21 protein-coding genes are annotated in these 18,791 nt (G+C 35.8%); 6 read left to right on the forward strand and 15 right to left on the reverse strand.

What is annotated here, in order from left to right; all coding sequences use genetic code 11:
• The first annotated feature begins 90 nt into the window (after nt 1-90).
• Nucleotides 91-942 carry a hypothetical protein gene (locus GFU89_RS15155; protein WP_318847929.1) on the forward strand — a complete coding sequence of 284 codons (852 nt, stop codon included), beginning with the start codon at nt 91-93 and terminating at the stop codon, nt 940-942.
• 416 nt (nt 943-1,358) lie between these two features.
• On the opposite strand, the gene GFU89_RS15160 is transcribed toward GFU89_RS15155, so the two are convergent.
• The 3 genes from GFU89_RS15160 to holA form a co-directional block, all read right to left on the reverse strand.
• Nucleotides 1,359-1,736 (reverse strand): VOC family protein, encoded by a 378-nt coding sequence (locus GFU89_RS15160; RefSeq protein WP_142716357.1) that lies wholly within the window; start codon nt 1,734-1,736, stop codon nt 1,359-1,361.
• 312 nt (nt 1,737-2,048) lie between these two features.
• Nucleotides 2,049-2,990 carry a thioredoxin-disulfide reductase gene (gene trxB, locus GFU89_RS15165; RefSeq protein WP_318847930.1) on the reverse strand — a complete coding sequence of 314 codons (942 nt, stop codon included), beginning with the start codon at nt 2,988-2,990 and terminating at the stop codon, nt 2,049-2,051.
• 265 nt (nt 2,991-3,255) lie between these two features.
• Nucleotides 3,256-4,293, reverse strand: a complete 1,038-nt coding sequence (holA, locus tag GFU89_RS15170; protein WP_318847931.1) for a DNA polymerase III subunit delta — start codon at nt 4,291-4,293, stop codon at nt 3,256-3,258.
• A 7-nt stretch (nt 4,294-4,300) separates the two neighbouring features.
• Between holA and GFU89_RS15175 the strand changes: the two genes are divergently transcribed.
• The 3 genes from GFU89_RS15175 to GFU89_RS15185 all read left to right on the forward strand — a co-directional run bounded on the left by GFU89_RS15175 (nt 4,301) and on the right by GFU89_RS15185 (nt 6,238).
• Nucleotides 4,301-4,732 (forward strand): type I restriction enzyme HsdR N-terminal domain-containing protein, encoded by a 432-nt coding sequence (locus tag GFU89_RS15175; protein ID WP_318847932.1) that lies wholly within the window; start codon nt 4,301-4,303, stop codon nt 4,730-4,732.
• Between the two features lie 93 nt (nt 4,733-4,825).
• Nucleotides 4,826-5,437, forward strand: a complete 612-nt coding sequence (locus GFU89_RS15180) for an HAD family phosphatase (protein ID WP_318847933.1) — start codon at nt 4,826-4,828, stop codon at nt 5,435-5,437.
• A gap of 57 nt (nt 5,438-5,494) precedes the next feature.
• The gene (locus GFU89_RS15185) at nt 5,495-6,238 is read left to right on the forward strand and encodes a dienelactone hydrolase family protein (protein ID WP_318847934.1); all 744 of its coding nucleotides are present in this window, start codon (nt 5,495-5,497) and stop codon (nt 6,236-6,238) included.
• A 62-nt stretch (nt 6,239-6,300) separates the two neighbouring features.
• Here GFU89_RS15185 and GFU89_RS15190 read toward each other — a convergent pair whose 3' ends face one another.
• From GFU89_RS15190 to GFU89_RS15230, 9 genes are all read right to left on the reverse strand, one after another.
• On the reverse strand, nt 6,301-6,681 hold the full coding sequence (locus GFU89_RS15190) for a PEGA domain-containing protein (protein WP_318847935.1): 381 nt from the start codon (nt 6,679-6,681) through the stop codon (nt 6,301-6,303).
• A 182-nt stretch (nt 6,682-6,863) separates the two neighbouring features.
• Nucleotides 6,864-7,235 (reverse strand): cupin domain-containing protein, encoded by a 372-nt coding sequence (locus GFU89_RS15195; RefSeq protein ID WP_318847936.1) that lies wholly within the window; start codon nt 7,233-7,235, stop codon nt 6,864-6,866.
• Nucleotides 7,232-7,759: a GNAT family N-acetyltransferase gene (locus GFU89_RS15200; protein ID WP_318847937.1), complete on the reverse strand. Its 528-nt coding sequence runs from the start codon at nt 7,757-7,759 to the stop codon at nt 7,232-7,234. The genes GFU89_RS15195 and GFU89_RS15200 overlap by 4 nt, the downstream gene beginning before the upstream one ends.
• Before the next feature lie 3 nt (nt 7,760-7,762).
• Nucleotides 7,763-8,365 carry a DUF2911 domain-containing protein gene (locus tag GFU89_RS15205; protein WP_318847938.1) on the reverse strand — a complete coding sequence of 201 codons (603 nt, stop codon included), beginning with the start codon at nt 8,363-8,365 and terminating at the stop codon, nt 7,763-7,765.
• Nucleotides 8,366-8,493: 128 nt separating this feature from the next.
• Complete coding sequence (locus GFU89_RS15210) at nt 8,494-9,099, reverse strand: CDP-alcohol phosphatidyltransferase family protein (RefSeq protein ID WP_318847939.1); 606 nt, start codon at nt 9,097-9,099, stop codon at nt 8,494-8,496.
• Nucleotides 9,100-9,155: 56 nt separating this feature from the next.
• Entirely contained in the window at nt 9,156-9,665 is a 510-nt protein-coding gene (locus GFU89_RS15215) for a methylated-DNA--[protein]-cysteine S-methyltransferase (protein ID WP_318847940.1), read from the reverse strand.
• A 66-nt stretch (nt 9,666-9,731) separates the two neighbouring features.
• Nucleotides 9,732-10,607 carry a hypothetical protein gene (locus tag GFU89_RS15220; protein WP_318847941.1) on the reverse strand — a complete coding sequence of 292 codons (876 nt, stop codon included), beginning with the start codon at nt 10,605-10,607 and terminating at the stop codon, nt 9,732-9,734.
• A gap of 52 nt (nt 10,608-10,659) precedes the next feature.
• Nucleotides 10,660-11,205 (reverse strand): DinB family protein, encoded by a 546-nt coding sequence (locus GFU89_RS15225; RefSeq protein ID WP_318847942.1) that lies wholly within the window; start codon nt 11,203-11,205, stop codon nt 10,660-10,662.
• 53 nt (nt 11,206-11,258) lie between these two features.
• On the reverse strand, nt 11,259-11,777 hold the full coding sequence (locus GFU89_RS15230) for a Crp/Fnr family transcriptional regulator (RefSeq protein WP_318847943.1): 519 nt from the start codon (nt 11,775-11,777) through the stop codon (nt 11,259-11,261).
• Nucleotides 11,778-11,846: 69 nt separating this feature from the next.
• Between GFU89_RS15230 and GFU89_RS15235 the strand changes: the two genes are divergently transcribed.
• Both GFU89_RS15235 and GFU89_RS15240 read left to right on the forward strand, forming a co-directional pair.
• Entirely contained in the window at nt 11,847-12,701 is an 855-nt protein-coding gene (locus GFU89_RS15235; RefSeq protein ID WP_318847944.1) for a hypothetical protein, read from the forward strand.
• Nucleotides 12,702-12,734: 33 nt separating this feature from the next.
• Entirely contained in the window at nt 12,735-13,748 is a 1,014-nt protein-coding gene (locus GFU89_RS15240; protein WP_318847945.1) for a hypothetical protein, read from the forward strand.
• 261 nt (nt 13,749-14,009) lie between these two features.
• On the opposite strand, the gene GFU89_RS15245 is transcribed toward GFU89_RS15240, so the two are convergent.
• From GFU89_RS15245 to GFU89_RS15255, 3 genes are all read right to left on the reverse strand, one after another.
• Nucleotides 14,010-15,062 carry an alpha/beta hydrolase gene (locus tag GFU89_RS15245; RefSeq protein WP_318847946.1) on the reverse strand — a complete coding sequence of 351 codons (1,053 nt, stop codon included), beginning with the start codon at nt 15,060-15,062 and terminating at the stop codon, nt 14,010-14,012.
• Nucleotides 15,046-16,320 (reverse strand): PepSY-associated TM helix domain-containing protein, encoded by a 1,275-nt coding sequence (locus GFU89_RS15250; protein ID WP_318847947.1) that lies wholly within the window; start codon nt 16,318-16,320, stop codon nt 15,046-15,048. The genes GFU89_RS15245 and GFU89_RS15250 overlap by 17 nt, the downstream gene beginning before the upstream one ends.
• Before the next feature lie 217 nt (nt 16,321-16,537).
• Nucleotides 16,538-18,688 (reverse strand): TonB-dependent receptor, encoded by a 2,151-nt coding sequence (locus GFU89_RS15255; protein ID WP_318847948.1) that lies wholly within the window; start codon nt 18,686-18,688, stop codon nt 16,538-16,540.
• Between the last annotated feature and the right edge of the window lie 103 nt (nt 18,689-18,791).

The raw sequence follows: 18,791 nt of genomic DNA on the forward strand, positions 1-18,791 counted from the left end.
ATGTTATACAAGTATCCGGAGAATAAAGTATATTTGTAAAGATTCAAATCACTCTATAACAGAACTAAAAACTAATAACACTATTTTCAAATGTTTACTCAATCTTTTATTAAAAGTACGATTGTTACTGCTTCTCTAGCTTTTTCCTCAATGGCATTTGCCCAGAAAATGCCTATGTCTGTTCTTCCATCCGGCCATCTGATTGTAGGGGCTGAAGTAGATGGCAAAAAGGGAAATTTCATCTTCGATACCGGAGGAGGAATTAATCTTTTTCTGAGAAACTTTTCCAAAGACCTGGGCCCAAAAGAAACCTATAATTACCTTACAGCTTTCAGGGCAACAGGCGAGAAAATGACTATTCCCCTATTCAAATCGAAAGAAATTATTTTTAATGGTAAAAAGTTTAAAAACACATGGTATGCCACGCATGATATGGAGATCAAAGGAATTGACGGCTTGATTTCCCTTCCAATGCTTTATGACACAGAGTTTATCATTGATTATACTACCAACGAGCTTGTCTTTCCAAAAGAAAAACTGAGCAGTAAGAAAGTGATGGATATCCAGTTGTCTACCAACGCAGACCAGTCCATGGATATTACTACTTATGTGCTATTAAACAATACATACAAGATCAATGTTCTTCTGGATTCCGGCTCTGGTAAAGATTCTTTTTGGCTGAATGAAAACCTGATGAATACACTAGCCATCAAAAAAGAGACCCTGCAAGTAATGGAAAAGAAAAGTGAATTCAATCCCGATCTGATAACCAAGTTTTATATAGGTGATATTGGCTCTATTTCTACCCCTTTTGCTACCGTTGAAAAGCCTAAAGTCGCTTTTGTGGAAGGTCTTATTTATGAAGGCAAAACGAGTATCAACTGGCTGGGTAAAAAACTGGGATTCAATCTTAAAGAGAAGAAGATTTACATTTTAGATTAAAATTACAGAAATGTTGCAAAACTTTAATTTTGACGAAGAATTACCTCAAAAATAAGATTCTTCCTTCGTCAGAAATCGAAGATTCGACGCAGTCAGTGACAATGTGGAAAACTATGCTGCGAAAGCCATCCCGTCAAAATTTTTTTGAATTTTCGCCTTCCTTCCCAGCAGGGAAAATAGGTATTACTTCTGTCAGAATTTTGTATGGTTTCTCATTTCTTACAACCATATTTCTTCTGAGTTATTCACACTGGATTCTTACGGAATGACAAACGTTGCGGGTAAGCTTATGTCATTCCATAAGAATCTAAATTTATTGAAATACTTTAGATTCCACGCTTCAATTTGTATTGCTCTGAATGATAAACTTTACATATAGTTAGTAGCATGTTATCAATTACAGCCTTTTCCGTCTTTTACTCCCCTGCCGGTTCAAACAATTCTATCTTGTTTCCTTCCGGATCGAGGATGTGTACAAATTTCCCGTATTCATATGTTGCCACTTCGTCCAGTACCGTTACACCTTCTTTCTTTAGTTCCTCTACTAATGCTTCAATATTCTCTACATGGTAATTGATCATGAATTCTTTTGAAGAAGGTTCAAAATATTGGGTAGAGTCTTTGAAAGGGCTCCACAGCGTATAACCTTTCTTATCAGAATCAGCCTCTTTCCAGTCGAATTTAGCTCCGTATGGGCTGGTTGGCAACCCAAGGTGAGTTTTGTACCATTCGTTTACTTGTTCCGGGTCTTTACACTTAAAGAAGATGCCTCCAATGGCAGTTACTCTTTTCATTTTTTATTCGTTTTTTTAAGTTGATGTAAATGGAATGCAAATCAGTATCACTTTACAGTTTCACAAATATATTAATGTTTTCATTAGATATTTCATGAATTTTTCATTGGATATGGAGAAATATTTTTGTTGGAAAACGCAAAGGCACAAGTAATCCTAAAAACACTTACTATAAGGTGCAAAGATTTTATCTCATACTGATGTTGCAGATAGTAATAAAAAGCTGCTTGACGTGCAAAAACACTCAGATAGATGGAAAACGAAAAAAGCGCACCCATCAGGCACGCTTTGTATTGTATAAGCTGAATACTATTAGTGTAATTCAGCCAGATATTTTTCTGCATCCATTGCAGACATACACCCGCTTCCGGCAGCTGTAATAGCCTGTCTGTAGATATGGTCCTGAACATCTCCAGCAGCAAATACTCCCGGAAGATTTGTTCTTGAAGAACCTTTTTCTGTTAAGATATATCCGTTTTCATCAAGATCTATCTGACCTGTGAAGATATCCGTATTCGGCTTGTGGCCAATTGCAATAAAGATTCCTTCAACATCTACTGTAGATTTCTCCTGAGTCTGATTGTTGATGATTACTGCTCTTTCTACAAGGCTGTTTTCTCCTTCAATCCCGATTAATTCATGGTGAAATTTCACTTCGATATTCGGAGTATTTTCCACTCTGTGAATCATTGCTTTTGAAGCTCTGAAAACGTCTTTTCTTACCAATAGTGTTACTTTTTTACACAATTTGGCAAGGTAAGTAGCCTCTTCAGCTGCTGTATCTCCTGCTCCTACTACCACAACATCTTTTCCTCTGTAGAAGAATCCGTCACATGTAGCACAAGCTGAAACTCCACCTCCTGCATATTTTTTTTCATCATCAAGCCCTAAATACTTTGCAGTAGCTCCTGTAGAGATAATAACTGTTTTTGCAAGAATTTCTTTGTTTCCTGCATATAGTTTGTGAACACCGCCAACTTCCTTAGAGAATTCAGCTTTAGTGATCATTTCATAATGAACTTTGGTATCAAATCTTTCTGCCTGTTTTTGCAGATCCATCATCATTTCAGGACCTGTAATCCCAGCTGGATACCCTGGAAAGTTATCCACCTCTGTGGTTGTCGTTAATTGTCCGCCTGGCTCCAAACCTGTATACAATTCAGGTTTAAGGTCTGCTCTTGCTGCATAGATAGCAGCGGTGAAACCAGAAGGCCCAGATCCAACGATCACACAATCTAAAATGTTTTGCTCCATAATTTACTTTGTTCGAAAAGATTTAATTTGAATTAAGACCGCTAATTTCGGAATTTTTAATTTCTCCTTAAAGTTATTTTAATGATACTTGTCAATATCTGATATGTTGAATTTCGATGGTAATTGTTGTGAGGCTCGGGATTCGAGTTCCGTGGTTCGGGTCCAAAGTTTGAATTATTGGGATTCAGGAGGGATTTGGTACGAAAATTTAACAATTTTATAACCTCATATCCCACAACTCGTTACCTCGTATCTCGCATTCTCATCACACTTTCATCTTAATCTTATCTACATTGATAATCTTATACACCAGTTCCCTAATCAGCTCAGCTTCTCCCATATTCACAGCTCCAAGTCCTTTTCCTTTCATATCAAACTCACGTAGAATAGAAATGACTCTTGTAGCATGTTTTAGAGGATAAAGTCTCGCACTTTCCGCATAATCTTTAATGAAGTATGGATTTACACCCATCTGAGATGCTATGGTCTGTGGAGACTGCCCAGCCATCGTCTGATAGATGATAACATTTGAAAAGTAATTGTAGAGGCTTGCCAGCATCATGACGAAAGGGTTATTCTTCGGATTTTTTCCCATAAAATGGGCAATTTTAAAAGCAGTATTGGCATTTTTGGTCCCCAAAGCCTTTTGAAGTTCAAAAATATTATACTCTTTACTGATTCCGATATGGTTTTCAACAATAGTTCCGTCAAGGACTTCCCCTTCTTTAAGAATAATCTTTAATTTGTTGAGTTCATTCACAATTCTGGACAGGTCGTTACCAAGATATTCTGCCAGAAGATGGGAAATATTAGGCGCTGTATTGATTTTACGTTTCGCACATTCATCTGAAATCCATTTGGGAAGATTGTTTTCCTTCACAGATTCACTCAGGAAAAGAGTTTTGGCTTTATCTAAAGCTTTAGCTGCCTTTTTTCTGCTGTCTAGTTTTTTGTGCTTGTGTGCGAAAACCAATACTGTAGAAGGAACAGGGTTTTCTACATAAGATTCCAGAATTCTGTTTTCCTCTTCATTGAATCGTAAATCCTGAGCTTCTTTCACGATAATCACCTGCTTGTCTCCCATCATGGGAAACTGTCTGGCCAGAGAAAGAACTTCCTGATAAGAAGTATCTTTTCCATAAGTAACTGTCTGGTTGAAAGCTTTTTCATCTTCTTCCAAAAAGTTATGTTCAAGGGCTTTTACAGCGACATCAATAAAGTAAGCTTCTTCTCCGTGGAAAAAATAAATAGGTAAAACTTCTTTATTTTTAATATTTTTGAGGATTAAATCTAATTCTTTCATCTTATTAATGGAACTTCCAAAACTGAATTTTCAGGAAACTTTTGATTTTAAATTCAAGAAAGACAAAGATAAGTTTTTTATTTATGATTTGGTTCGTAAAACTTATCTTCTGCTCACTCCTGAGGAATGGGTAAGACAGCACTGGATACACTATTACCTTACTGTAAAATCCTATTCTACATCAGCCCTGATCACCGAAAAAAAGATTGTCCTGAACGGGCTTACCAAACGTGTTGACCTTCTGGTTACAGAGAAAACAGAACCTATTATTCTGATCGAATGCAAAGCACCACAGATTAAATTAACGGAAAAAACATTCGAACAGACGGCCAGATATAATTCTATTATCGGAGCCCGGGAAATCATCCTGACCAATGGACTTCAGCATATCAATGCTTATTATGAAGATGGGCAGTATCGGTTCTACAGACCAGAGTAAACCATACTATGACTCCGTTTTTACCAATATTGACAGGAAAGGCAAAAGTTAAAAAAAACCTTAATAAGTTGATTTACAACAATATCAATTAATATGAAAATCAAGAACATTATTTTCGATTTCGGAGGCGTTCTTATGGACTGGAATCCGAGATATTTTTTCAAAGATTATTTTAACGATAACGAAAGAATGGAATACTTCCTGAAACATATTGCTCAGGATGAATGGAATGTAGAACAGGACAGAGGAAGAAGTCTTGCTGAAGGAACAGAAATCCAGATAAAAAAATTCCCTGAATGGGAAAAAGAGATCCGGGCTTTCTATGACAACTGGACCGTCATGCTGAAAAGTGATATTCCACAAAACGTAGAGGTGCTAAGAAAACTAAAAAATACGGATTATCACCTGTTCGGACTCACGAATTGGTCTGAAGAAACCTTTCCTTACGCATTGGAAAACTATGATTTCTTCCAGATATTTGAGGGTAAAATAGTGGTTTCCGGAACAGAAAAGCTGATAAAACCAGACCCTAAAATCTGGCAAGTGCTGTTAGAAAGATACAATATCAAGGCTGACGAATCTGTTTTCATTGATGATAATCCAAAGAATATCGATATGGCACAGTCACTGGGATTCATTACCATTCACGTTTTTCCGGATACCGACTTAACGAAGGAACTGAAAAAATTTGGAATTGAGGTTTAACTCTTTTGAATATTTTCTTAATTTTAATCTGTTTTTACAATTCACAAACATTTAATTATGATACGTTCCATCTTATTAACCACAATGATTATGGCTTCAGGAACCCTTTTCAGTCAGAAACTTAAAACTGTTTCCTATCAGGACGGCGCACAGAAACTGAATGGTCTTATCACTTCCAATGCAGGAAAGAAACTTCCGGGAGTTCTGATTCTTCCAGCCTGGAAAGGGATTGATGAGGAAGCTAAAACAGCCGCTCTTGAACTTGAAAAACAAGGTTACATTGCTTTTATCGCTGATATTTATGGCGAAGGAAAAATTCCGGCAGACAATGAATCCGCGGCCAAAAGTTCAGGATATTACAAACAGAATTACAACGAATACCAGAAAAGAATTGCACTGGCTTTGGAACAGCTGAAGAAAAACGGAGCTATTTCTGATAAAACAGCTGTTATTGGCTATTGTTTTGGGGGTACTGGAGCATTAGAATCAGCCAGAGGTCATTTACCTGTTGCCGGAGTGATTTCTATCCATGGAAGCCTTGCAAGGGATCAGAGCAGAAAAAACGAAGCACTAACTGCGAAAATTCTGGTTGAAAATCCTGCTGATGATAAAAGTGTAACTCCTGATGATTACAATAACCTCATCAAAGAAATGAATGAAGGAAACGCCGACTGGCAGATTATCACTTACGCCCACTCAAAACATACTTTCACAGATCCGAAATCACCGGATTATAATGAAACCATGGCGAAAAGAGCCTGGAATCATACCCTGATGTTTCTGAAAGAAATTTTGAAATAATCATAAAAAAGGCAAATCTGCTACCTGCAAATTTGCCTTTTTCCGTTTATATTTTTATTCAATTATGGTGTAGCTACCAGCTCAACATCATATTTTTTTGGAGAATATTTGGTCAGGGAGCCTGTTGCGGCATCAATTCCAACTCCTATTGCACCTCCCAGAATAATATTAAGCAAAGTTACTGCATTAAAGTTTTTTGTCAGTTTCACTTCTTTCTTCTCAAATCCTTCTTTTTCAAATGTAACCATCTGCTTACTCAAAGATCTTTGGATTTTAGCAGTACAAGGCGTTGTACATTTTTCTATTCCTTTGTGAAACACTTTTGCCCCTTCAGGGCTCGAAGAAAAAGCTATTGAATCCTGAGTTCCTGTAAAAATAGATGCACATGAAGTAGTAGAAAGCGTAATGCCCAGCAATAGCACAATCGATAATTTATTTTTCATAAATTTTAAATAGTTTTTTTAAGCCCGCGAACTTACAAAATAATTTAAAACATCCAATATCAATTTAAAAAAAAACATAATAAAAGATAGAATTCATAGGCATTTAAGAAAAATAACTCTAATTGAATACCAAACAAAAAAAGCAAATCCAAGGATTTGCTTTTTATAGTTTAAAAATGTTCTTAATCTGCTCTTTCCTCTTCCCTGTTGACCAGCTCCATAGAAAATGCTGGCAGACAGATGGCAAGGTATTCACAAGGTTCTGAGAATGGGTTGCTGTAACGGATTCTCGCCCCTTTTTCAATAAGAATACTTTGACCTTTTTCCAAAACAACAAGTTCTCCGTCGATTTCAAATTGTTTTTTCCCTGAAATGATATAAGTAAATTCATCAAATTCTGGCGTCTGATGAGGCTCACTCCAATCTGGAGGTGCTACCATATGGGCAATAGAAACATTAGAATTTCCGGTAGAATTTCCCCAATGCTCTTCAATCAGTTTCCCGTCTGTAGTAGGAACTACAAATGGGGAATGTTGAATTTTATATTTTTTCATCCCCAGTCTTCTTTTGTGATTTCATATACAAAATTGGTTCTTGTAGGCTCTGCAAAATAAGCAACTTCTTCTTCAGCAATTTTTTGTCCGCCAAGTCTTTCCAAAGCTGTCTGCGAACGGAAATTTTCTTTTCCAATATGAAAATGAACCTTATCTACAAACTGAAAGATATAATCCAGCATCAGCTTTTTAACCTGTGGATTAATGCCTTTGCCCCACGATTTTGTTCCGTAGAAAGTATATCCTACGAAAATATGGCTGTCTTCTTCATCAAAATTATAATAACGGCTACTGCCCAATACATCTCCAGTAGCTTTCTCAATAATTTTGAAAGCTCCGCCACTCTCCATAGCTCCTGTAAAAAAGTTTTCGAAAACCTCTCTCTGGTAACGATCTTTGTTGGGATGCTGTTCCCAGACTTTAGGATCAGAAGCTACTTCATATAAAGATTCAAAATCTCCTTGCTGTAAGGGGATCAGTTGAAATTCTTCATTCTCTAAAACAGGCTGAACAGAAAAATTCATTGCTTAGCTCTTTTTAGTAGAATCTGATTCTATTTTCTTGATTTCTTTTAACTTATCAGAAATCTTGATCACAGTGTCTAATTTTGATGGCTTCAAAGGAACTTCAGCCTGAGCCATATCCCATTTGATCACTAAGTTTCCTGTATTTTCATCTGTAGGATTCAGCGTGATTTCAAACCACTCTTGCTTGTCTGTAAGTACATTAACTGGTACGGTAACATCTACTACATCTTGTTTAGGATCGTAAGTATAAGCTCCCCACTGTTGGAAATCTTTATTCAAAATCACTTTCCATTCTTTTTCTGTAGGAACGATGAATAATCCGTAAGTTCCTGCAGGAACTGTTTTCCCACCGAAATTAACGGCCTGTCCGAAAGTGATTTTCGTAGACGAGTTAGCACCTGCTCTCCAAACCTGACCATAAGGAACCAATTCTCCAAAAATCTTACGTCCTTTCACTCCTGGTCTTCCATAATCGATGGAGATTTTAGACATAGAAAACTGTTGCTCAACCTTCTGGCGCGGACTTGCTGCCGGCACAGAATAATCCTGAGCAAAACTTAATGCTGAAACTGAAATGCAAACTGCTGCTAATAACTTTTTCACGTGTAAATTTTTGTTTAAAATTACAAAAATCAAAACAAAATAGCTTTCACAAACTTCGTTAATTTTTGTTTTACCGATATTTTTCTATTAACATATTATTCCATCCAAATCCTTTTTAAAATCAGTATCTACCCATTAAATAGTTTACTTTTCTTGATTGTTTTTCCCTTTCTGAGCTGGATTGAATGAAAAACAGAAGGAACATCATTGGTCCATGTTTTCAGGATCAGAAGAATAGCAATAATTTCTGCCCTGGTCAGCAATCCCACCCAAAAACAAAGATTAAATAGAATAATCGACTGACACTGGAAAATAACCTGAATTAATGTTCCAAAAAGCAATAGAGTCCATATTTTGGCACCAATAGAGTGCGTAGCCACTTCTTTTCGGAATTTTATAAAGCTTACCAGATAAATAAGGATTTCAGCCCCTCCGAGAATGATTATTTTATAAGCATTTGTTTTGAAAAACTCGGGACATTGTATATACGTGGCAAGTCCTACTGAAACGAAAAAAATCTGATCAACAGTAGAATCCAGACGTCTGAGTTTTTGGGTTGAAATATTAAGATATCTGGCTATAATTCCATCAAAAATATCGGTTAATAGTCCTATGGTTAATAAAACAACAGCAATTGTCTGATAATAATCTACTTTAATAAGGCTTAATAAAATGATGATTAATCCAATAATAAGTCTGGAAAAAATTAAAATAGCCGGAATTTTTGATTTCATAAAAGAATATAGCAAGATCATTTTAAAGGGTAAAAAGTAAGGGATAGAAAGGGTTTCTAAAACAAAATAGCTTTTTCTAACTCCAACAATTTTTGTTTTCTCCAGATACCTCCGGCATAGCCTACCAATTCTCCGTTGGAGCCTATCACACGGTGGCACGGGATTAAAATCGCAATTTTATTGATCCCATTGGCTGTTCCTACGGCACGTATCGCCTTTGGATTTCCTAAGATCTCCGACTGCTGCTTATACGTTCTTATTTCTCCCATCGGAATTTCACGGAGAAGCTGCCAGACTTTTTCCTGAAACTCAGTTCCTGTCGTAAACAGCGGAACATCGAAACGGCTTCTTTTTCCTTCAAAATATTCTTCCAATTCTTCTTCCAGCTGGTGAAAATGAAGATGTTCTTGTTCTACAATTTCTACTTTCAAAGATTTTGACAAAGCCTTCAGCTGTTTTTCAATATTTTTCCGGTCTGTAAATTCAAGCAGACAGATCCCCTGGTCTACGGCGCAGACAATCATTTCTCCCAGCGGGGTTGATATGTTTTTTTGATGTATTTTCATTTAATAAAAATAAAAAAACCTCATAAGTATTCTTACAAGGCTTAAATTTATACATAAAAAATAAATTTAATATCCATAAACTGCAGATACTCTCAAATAATCAATGGGAGTAACATCGGAAATCTTTTCCTGATAATAAATTATGGAGGGTAGATTATTATTTTGATATTGAGAAACCATTTCAAATTCTTTTTTCGGGCTATCAGGGAGCGAACCAAAATAATATACATTTTTTTTACTTATATTATTTTTTGAAATTTGCGAGTAATCCTGAAGCATAAAAATATTATAAGCATATTCAGGCAAAGCCAATATTCTGTTTCTGTCAATCAAAAAATTAGGATTTATATTATTCTCATATTCATAAGTGATAACATTTCCCAACTTAGATAAATTTCCTTCTTCATATCTTTCAACCTTTGTTACATTCTTATTATTCATATAGATTTTAAGCATATCTGTATTAAATGGTATACCAGAATAATTATCAATATAATTTTTCACAATAATTATATCTGCAGACGGATACTCAATTGTTTTATAATTGCCTGAATCTAAATTTTTCACTTTTACAAGCCTTTGATTATTATCATAGATAAGTTCTCTCTTTTCACTAAATGGATAAGGATTGGACAAGTCCATCACATAAGTGTTTCCCACAATAGAAATCGAAGTAAGCAAACCATTGGTATAGTTAAGATTTTCAGTATAATCACCATTAGTATCCCAAACTTTAATCAACTTATCATTGTTGTATTCAAATTTAAAATCCTGTTTCTGAACAAGAGAAGCTATACCATTTGCTATCTCTTCATCCTTAAGGGTAAGTGTTTTAATTTTACCTAATGACAGATCAGTATTGGGTATTTGATTGTCTAGTTCATCCGAACTTCCACATGATATGATCGAGAATAACAGAATTCCTAATAAATATTTCTTCATATAAGGCTTTTAGCACTGCAAAACTATGAAAAGTTAATAAATACTTCCAACTTTATAAATTGAGTATTTTCTGAACCTGCTCAACATGTCTTACATTATGATAAATGACAAAACGAAAGGTATCGCCCAGCTTCAATTTTATAAACTTTGAAATACTGATACTGGTTTTCGTTTTTTCCAGATCAATATGCTGAGCTTTTTCTAATAATTCGAGTAACTGTTTTTGCTGGCTGATAAATTCATCCACAACTGTTTTATTGAGTCGGCTGTGGACAGGGTTCATTAGTTTAAGTGTTTTCATCTTATTCAGTTTTTCTTTGGGGAGCATGCTTTTAGCAAAATAATTCCCAAGAATTCCTGATTTGAAAATATCGTTTGGAGAAGTTTTGGAAGCCGCAATTCTGTTGGAGATTTCAGGAATATAAAAGGTTCCGTAACGGTTGAGATGTTCCAGACATTCCAATGAACTCCAGCTATCCTGTGAGGTTCTGAAATTCAGCTCCTCCTCTGTTTTTTGTGTGAGTGCCTGTGCATATTGTATATGCTGTCGGGTTATTTCTTTTAATTGATCTAACAATTCTAAAGCTGAAATTTTCATTACGTTTTTTATGCAAATATCCTGAACAGATTATTCTTAAATCTTGACTGAACTCAAGATTTTTTAAGCCTTGATAAAGTTTCTGGTGACATTCTGAGATAATTGGCAATATATTTATTGGGAACTTCCTGAAACAGCTTCGGACTTCGTTTTAAAACCCTCTCAAAACGTTCTCCGGGAGCATTGATAAGCAGGTCTTTTTCTCTTTCTAGCTGCTGCAATACCAGATCTTCAAGAGTATTCATCCAGAATTTCAGATGCTCTTCACCAGATTGTACAAACTCATAAAAATCTTTTTTTGAAGCTATTTTTACGGTTGTTTTTTTTATCGCCTGAATATAAAGATCAGACGGCTTTCCTGTTAAAAAGGAATCAAGACTGACAATAATATTTCTGGTATATCCGAAACGGATAATTCTTTCTTCCTTTTCATCCATCATGAAGATCCGGACACTCCCACTTTCAATAAAATAAATATTAGTATCCGTACTGCCCGAAATCTTCAGAAACTCATTTCTTTTGAACTCTTTCTTTTCCCAATGAATTTCGCTTTGAAGCAATTTTTCAACCATTTCATTTTATTATTTGCTTTTTCAAAGATAATAGGTAATTTTAATGTTTTAAAACACTAATCACTGATAATGCTCAAAAAAACAGCCCTTCTTATGCTGCTTTCTATTGGATTTTCCGGTATGAAAGCCCAGCAAACCATCCCTTTCAGGATTACCAAACACAATAATATCATTGTGAAGACCCTTATCAACAAGAAGGATTCGCTGGATCTGATGTTTCAGATTGCGATGAAAGATTATTCAATCTCCCCTGAACGAAAACGGAAAGCAGATCACATTATTTTCAACAAAGAAGATATCAGTGATCATAATACCGTAGAAATTGGGAAAATCACCCAGAAAAATGTACGCTTTTTTTATAATCAGTTAACAGGACATGAAGCTGACGGAAAAATAGGAACCGGAATTTTTGATGGTAAAGCATTTAAAATTGATTATGATAACAACCAATTTGTAATGTATAATAAAATGCCCGATCTGAAGGGCTACCAGCCTGTGAATATCATCTTAGATCATGATGGATTTTACCTTGCCGGAGATAATATTTTTGATGGAGATCAGCAGCAGGAAGCCTACTTTGTCCTGCAATCAGGGTTTTCCGGAGCGATTCTGTACAGTAACGAATTTGCAGAAGAAAAGCAACTTGACAAAAAACTAAAGGTAACCGGAGAGAAAACGCTGAAAAATTCTGAAGGCAAGACTTTAACGACCAAGCAAGCCATTCTTCCTTATTTTAAACTGGAAAAGAGTGTTTTCAAAGATATCCCGGTAGGATTTTTCTCAGGAGAACTCAAAACACAAAATGTAAGTTATCTGGGTGCTGATATGCTCCGCAGATTTATCTGGATCTTTGATGCCGAGAGGAAAATGGCTTATATAAAACCCAGCAAATATTTTTCAGAGCCTTACTACAAAATGAATTAGAATATGATAAACACCTTAAAACTAAGAAAGATCATGAAAATCAAAACTGCTGCAGCCCTTTTATTTTCCTCACTCGTTATTGTAAGCTGTCAGAAAGAAGAGAAGAAAACAACTGCCACAGAAACAAAAACCACAAATGATTCTATAAAAACAACTAAAACTGAGGAGAAAATAGATTACACCGATTTTAATATTTTCAGTTTATCTGTTATTTCATCCGCTGAAAAAGATTCTGATATGGATATTTTCATTTCTGTTTCAGATATCTACAAAGGAGAGCAACCTATTCCTGCAGACATTGTTAAAAATCATAAGCAGATGACTTATGAAGAACGCCAGCATTTTGAACTGGATACTCCCAGCAGAAAGAAGCTTCTTAACGGAATTCATCTCACAGAAAATGATTCTCTCTTTATATATGAGTATGGTTCTAATAAACTTCAAAAAATGCCGATAAGCCAATTAAAAGCAGTAGCTTATCTAAGTCCTTATACAGATAGTGAAGATTTAGATCCGGATTCTTATATGATGGGCTTTCAGGTAGCTACTCACCAAAAAACCACAGAGTACGACCGATTTAATAATGCCATCGCATATTTTGGGAATAAAAATCCTTTCGTAGAAAATAAAATGAAAGCAATGAAATGGCAAAAAGCAGGTACCGATATTTCAAAAAAATATTTTTCTCATTCAAAATTAGTTCAGGGAAAAACCTATCAGTCACAGTATGAAAACCTGACCTATTATCTGCAGGATTATCTTGAAGAAGGAAATATTGTAGATCGTAAACTGGTCGTCATCAATGATCATAAGGAAAAGATTGCTGAGAAAACATTTTCTCTTGCAGGAAGTGATGGCGGAGAATTCCTTCCTTTGTATGGAATAGATGCTGATGAAGCTAACATTTTCCAATATACAGGTCATCTTTTCAAAGGAAAACCTCCGGTTATTTTTGGATTTCTTGTGCAGTCTTTTGGCTGCCCTTCCATTAGTTTTTTAGATAAAGCTGAGAAGGATTTTCCTATTAATTGTGACAACAGGCATTAACTCTAGTAGGATTTGCTCGGATTCCTACGGAATGACAAACTGTGTGGATAGGCTTTTAGAATTAATCTTCTCAGGTCAGTACAATCCGCAAAAAATATTCAATAGGAACGGGTTATAATCCTGAACTTAGACTAAGGGAGCCCGTTTTTACTTTTTAGAAATATTCCATTGGCTTTAGCCAAAACCTATTATAAAAATTCTTATACATATAAAAAAAGCAAATCTGTTAATTAACGGATTTGCTTTTTTATTTTCACTTCATTATTTCTTAGGATAATATCGGTCTTTTAGATTCATAAAATAGGTTTCGGATTCTTTGAAACCATTACTCTTCATGAATTTGATCACCACATCCAGATAAGCTTCTGAAGGGGTGAACTCTGTACCCATTTTTTCGGAAAGCTTTTTATAATCTTCTTCAAGCAGTTTGGGATTTTTGGCAAGTTGTTTTATATCTGTTCTGAAACCTTTAAATATAAATTTTAATGCTTCATAATTTCCAGGATATGAAACTGTTCCGTGGGTTTCTCCTTCAAAAAAACGATGTTTATAGTTCAGAGATCCGTTTTTTTCTATGATTTCTTTAAACTCTTCAATGGCCTGGGTCATATCAGAATTCCAGTTTTTCTGCTGTTCTTCATTGTCTGCCTGGGAAACATACAAAGATTTTTTTGCAGGAAACTTCTTATTCTTTTCCAGATACTCTTTTGTTCTGGTGATGGTCACTTTATTATCCCACCATAAACTTGGATCGTTCGCAACATAAGCATTGAAATACTCCGGATGTAAAAGGAATGTATTGATGGCAAATAATCCCCCGAAAGAATGCCCAACCAATACAGAATAATCCTGAGTCCTGTAGTTTTTATTAATGAATGGTTTCAGTTCTTCCTGCATAAATTTCACGAAATTTTCGCTTCCTCCGCTGTCTGCAAAGAGTATTATATTTGGATTTACCGGGCTTTTTTTCTGAGCTTTTGTAGGCGTAAGATCTCTTGTTCTTTCTGTATTTTTAATTCCAACAACAATACACTCTGGAATATCAGCATAAGGAGTTCTGGCAATAAAATCCGTTAATCCTGTATAATATTCAAAATTGATTTCTCCGTCTAAAAGATAGATTACCGGATATTTGGCGGGACTTATGCTATTGTCATTATAGGTTTTTGGCAGATGAATCCAGATTTCTCTGTTTTCATTCAAAACTTTTGAAAATAAGTTCTGCTTCTCTCCTATTGTTAGTTTTTCCTGGGCTTTACCCGATGTGAACAGTAAAAATAATGAGAATGAGATAAATTTAAACCAATTGTTCATGGTGTGAGTCTTTTCTGTGTTGATGAATATTTTTAATTTCTTTATTCTTTTTGGGTGATTTGTTTCTTCTGCCCCACCAGATCAGGAATCCTGTAACCGGAAGACTTGTACAGATAATTCCAATGATGAACGTGAATATTTTTCCAAACATTCCGCCCCAATATCCTACATGGAGATCAAAATTCATATGCTCAATCACTTCATGCATCTGCACTTCTTTCGGATAATCAATTTCTTTTCCGGTATATTTATTGGTTTCCATACTTTTCCCATTGACAAGGCTTTTTAACCCGATAAACTGCGCTGCAACCACATGATAAACTGCTGCTGAATCATTTCTTGGAATACTCATCCTGAACTGTTTTGCTTCTGGAAACTCTTTGAATTTTCTGTCTACAAAATCAGTGTAAGACAATGCTTTTTTCTCAGAATCAAACTTAGGTTCATATTTTTCTGCAATGGTATGGGCATCCGGTGCGCCACCAAAAGCCTGCTGGGTAAGATCCGTTAAGACTTTATAAGCCATAATCAATCCTGTAATGGTTATGAATACTGCCGGCAGCAATGAATAAAAGCCGAAGACATTATGAAAATCATAATTTTTCCTGCGCCATTTTGTTCCTGATTTGATTTTAAAAGCTGTAGTTCTTGTTGTTTTGTTCCATTTTTTAGGCCACCAAAGAATCAGTCCGCCTATTAACTGGACAAAAAATATGATTGAAGCAATGCCAACCACCGTTTTCCCGAGCTTTCCGGACAGCAATTGGGCATGAATATGGGCTACGACATAGAAAAACTCATAGCTTTTGGTAGAACCAATAACCTTTCCGGTATATGGATCAAGATAATGATAGGCAAATACACCTCTCGGACCACGCTCTTTCTTCTTGGGTTTATCTGCTTTGTTGGCAGTTTTGTCTTTAGGTGGCTTAGTTGCCGAAGCTACTCTGAAACTTCTGTCTGTTTCTTTATATGTATCAAAATAAAATGCTTTTCTGTCCGGAACCTGCTGGTGAAACTGAACCAACAGTTCTTCAGGTGTCATTTTTTTAGCATTGACCGGAGCCTGAACATATTTGGCGCTTCCGCCGCACAAATCAATGATTTCGTCACAAAAGACAAATACAGTTCCGGAAAGGGTAACGGTAAGCACAATGATGCCAGAAACCAGTCCGAGCCAGAGATGTAGCCATCCAGTGATCCTTTTGGTAAGGGATTTTCCCTGCTTTTTTTTAGGATTAGTTTTTTTATTCTCCATATCTGTTTTCATCATTCAAAAATGTAAAGTTGGAAAAGCAAAGGCGCAACAGGATTATAATAATGGTGTGTTTGAAAAGTGAAAAGAGTTATTCCTGCTGCCATTTACTTTAGCATATTTGAGGGCATCAGAAACAGGTGTTTATTATCAATCAAAGCGTTGCACCTTTGCGGTTTTCATCCTTATATTTTCGCTGATATTATTTTGTTTTTAAGGATTAAAATTTGAATGCGAAGTTGGCAAGAATTTCTCTTGGCTTCTGTGGCTGTCCGTAGAAGTTCCAGTAGTTTTCATTCAAAGCATTATTCATTTTCAAACCGATTCTGTATTTTTTCTTATCATAGAAAACCGTAGCACCCACTGTAGTATAAGAAGGGGCAAGGAAATGATTGGTAATATTGATGTAGGTTTGATCCACAAAATTGAATCCGGCTCCGAAACCAAGTCCTTCGTACGCGCCATCCATAATTTTGTAACTCGTCCACAGATTGGCAACATGTTTTGGTGTCCATGCAATTCTTTTCCCACGGTCTTTGCTTCGGTCATCATATTTATTATCGTTATATCCGTATCCCGCAACGATATTCCATCCTTTGAGAGGATTGGCGATAATCCCTATTTCCAGTCCCTGGCTTTTGATATTTCCATCCTGAATGCTTCCTATTCCGCCCGGATCAGCAACAAGTCTGTTTTTAACATTAATATTATAATAGCTTATGGTTGTCAGTAATTTTTTATGGAAAAGGTCTACTTTAAAACCTGTTTCAATCTGATTTCCCTGCTCAGGATCCCATTTTGTCAAAACTCCGGATTCATTAAGGGATGGAGCATAATTTTTGAACCCGTTTACATAATTGGCAAAGAATGAAATCTGTTCCTTTACAATTTCATAGACCAATCCGAATTTTGGTGAAAACTGAGTCTGGCTGTAACCGGAAACTTTATTTTCTGGGTAGCCGTTTTTAGTGGAAATCTCAACTCCATTCACAATGGTATCATCATTTTTATAACTGTCTACTCTCAGACTTGCCATTACCAGTAAGTTATCGGTAATATTCAAAACATCAGAAATATAACCACTTATTGTTCTGAATGTTGTAATATCAGATTCTGTAGATTTTCTCTCCTTATTCATGAATTTATTTCTTGAAATAGGATCCCACGCAGAAGAGCTGTCCAGAGTCACTTTATCATAAGGCATAAAAACATTACTGTATCCGTTGGCTTCATAGTAAGGGAACTGATATTTCGTTCTTTGCTGGAAATAATCTATTCCTACTACCAGGCGGTTTCTTAGATTTCCTATTTTAAAATCTCCAGTAAAATTCTGCTGGATATTGTCTGTGGTCACTTTAAAGCTGTCAAAAGGGCGGATCATTCTTTCTACCTGATTATTATTCAGATATCTGAGTACTAAAAAGATAGATTCATTTTCATTGGCTTCTCCTCTCTGGTAAGACGTTCTTGAAGTCCATTGGTCATTGAATTTATGGGTAACCTCAGCCATCGTTACAAAATTGGTTTTTTTGGATCCAATGTCATTGCTTGTAAATGCTCGTTTGTAAGCTACTTCCAGATCCTTCATAGAGTGTAAGGTCAGTTTTTCTGAGTTTCTTACGTAAGCATTCAATGTTTTATCCGGAGCATGAAACTCGGTATCAAGTGTTACTGTGGTTTTGTCACTTACTTTATATAAAACACTTCCTGAGAAGAACAATCCTTTGTTGTAACCGGCATCCTGGAATGAATCCTGAGAATAAGCTGCTACATTGAATCTTGCCAATGCTGTTTTTTCTTTATTCAAAGGGGTGTTTACATCTGCCGTGATTCTGTTCATTCCCCAGCTTCCGGTAGTATAATTGATAATTCCCCCGAAGTTTTCCTGTGGTTTTTTGGTCACTATATTTACGACTCCGCCATAGTTGGCCAATGTTCCTCCAAATAAGGTTCCGGATGGACCTTTAATTACTTCTACTCTTTCAATATTAGCGATCTCGGACTGTACTCTTGGGTTTTGAGTCAATCCGTTTCTGAAACTGGCATTTGAGCTGAATCCTCTCATGAAAATATCGTTCCCACTGTCGTTTACACTATTGCTTACCACAACACCCGGAGCAGAAGCCATCGCTGTGTTGAAGTCCATAGCTCCCATTTCACTGATAATTTCTTTGGGAACAAGGTTGTAAACGGTAGGGTTTTCCAGGTTTTCAAGAGGAAGTCTTGCTATGGATTCAGATTTTTTGGTTCTGTAATTATGGGTTCCCTGGAGTGATACAGACTGGATTTCAGCCACTTTGATGGTATCTGTTTCCTGGGCACTCAGCATTGTTACGGCTAATAGAGCTGCAGAAATAATTGTCTTTTTCATGTTTATAATTAAGTTAGTTTTACAAAATTATCTTATTTTTATTAATTCTAAATAAAAACATGATGCAAATCATAAAATTTACTTCTCCGAAACAGTCATCAAC

The sequence above is a fragment of the Chryseobacterium sp. JV558 genome (assembly GCF_033712365.1).
Lineage (GTDB): Bacteria > Bacteroidota > Bacteroidia > Flavobacteriales > Weeksellaceae > Chryseobacterium.

Excerpts from the sequence above, each read along its gene's own strand:
- GFU89_RS15155 (WP_318847929.1), top strand. The coding sequence starts at position 91 with ATGTTTACTCAATCTTTTATTAAAAGTACGATTGTTACTGCTTCTCTA.
- GFU89_RS15160 (WP_142716357.1), bottom strand. The coding sequence starts at position 1,736 with ATGAAAAGAGTAACTGCCATTGGAGGCATCTTCTTTAAGTGTAAAGAC.
- trxB (WP_318847930.1), bottom strand. The coding sequence starts at position 2,990 with ATGGAGCAAAACATTTTAGATTGTGTGATCGTTGGATCTGGGCCTTCT.
- holA (WP_318847931.1), bottom strand. The coding sequence starts at position 4,293 with ATGAAAGAATTAGATTTAATCCTCAAAAATATTAAAAATAAAGAAGTT.
- GFU89_RS15175 (WP_318847932.1), top strand. The coding sequence starts at position 4,301 with ATGGAACTTCCAAAACTGAATTTTCAGGAAACTTTTGATTTTAAATTC.
- GFU89_RS15180 (WP_318847933.1), top strand. The coding sequence starts at position 4,826 with ATGAAAATCAAGAACATTATTTTCGATTTCGGAGGCGTTCTTATGGAC.
- GFU89_RS15185 (WP_318847934.1), top strand. The coding sequence starts at position 5,495 with ATGATACGTTCCATCTTATTAACCACAATGATTATGGCTTCAGGAACC.
- GFU89_RS15190 (WP_318847935.1), bottom strand. The coding sequence starts at position 6,681 with ATGAAAAATAAATTATCGATTGTGCTATTGCTGGGCATTACGCTTTCT.
- GFU89_RS15195 (WP_318847936.1), bottom strand. The coding sequence starts at position 7,235 with ATGAAAAAATATAAAATTCAACATTCCCCATTTGTAGTTCCTACTACA.
- GFU89_RS15200 (WP_318847937.1), bottom strand. The coding sequence starts at position 7,759 with ATGAATTTTTCTGTTCAGCCTGTTTTAGAGAATGAAGAATTTCAACTG.
- GFU89_RS15210 (WP_318847939.1), bottom strand. The coding sequence starts at position 9,099 with ATGAAATCAAAAATTCCGGCTATTTTAATTTTTTCCAGACTTATTATT.
- GFU89_RS15215 (WP_318847940.1), bottom strand. The coding sequence starts at position 9,665 with ATGAAAATACATCAAAAAAACATATCAACCCCGCTGGGAGAAATGATT.
- GFU89_RS15220 (WP_318847941.1), bottom strand. The coding sequence starts at position 10,607 with ATGAAGAAATATTTATTAGGAATTCTGTTATTCTCGATCATATCATGT.
- GFU89_RS15225 (WP_318847942.1), bottom strand. The coding sequence starts at position 11,205 with ATGAAAATTTCAGCTTTAGAATTGTTAGATCAATTAAAAGAAATAACC.
- GFU89_RS15230 (WP_318847943.1), bottom strand. The coding sequence starts at position 11,777 with ATGGTTGAAAAATTGCTTCAAAGCGAAATTCATTGGGAAAAGAAAGAG.
- GFU89_RS15235 (WP_318847944.1), top strand. The coding sequence starts at position 11,847 with ATGCTCAAAAAAACAGCCCTTCTTATGCTGCTTTCTATTGGATTTTCC.
- GFU89_RS15240 (WP_318847945.1), top strand. The coding sequence starts at position 12,735 with ATGAAAATCAAAACTGCTGCAGCCCTTTTATTTTCCTCACTCGTTATT.
- GFU89_RS15245 (WP_318847946.1), bottom strand. The coding sequence starts at position 15,062 with ATGAACAATTGGTTTAAATTTATCTCATTCTCATTATTTTTACTGTTC.
- GFU89_RS15250 (WP_318847947.1), bottom strand. The coding sequence starts at position 16,320 with ATGGAGAATAAAAAAACTAATCCTAAAAAAAAGCAGGGAAAATCCCTT.
- GFU89_RS15255 (WP_318847948.1), bottom strand. The coding sequence starts at position 18,688 with ATGAAAAAGACAATTATTTCTGCAGCTCTATTAGCCGTAACAATGCTG.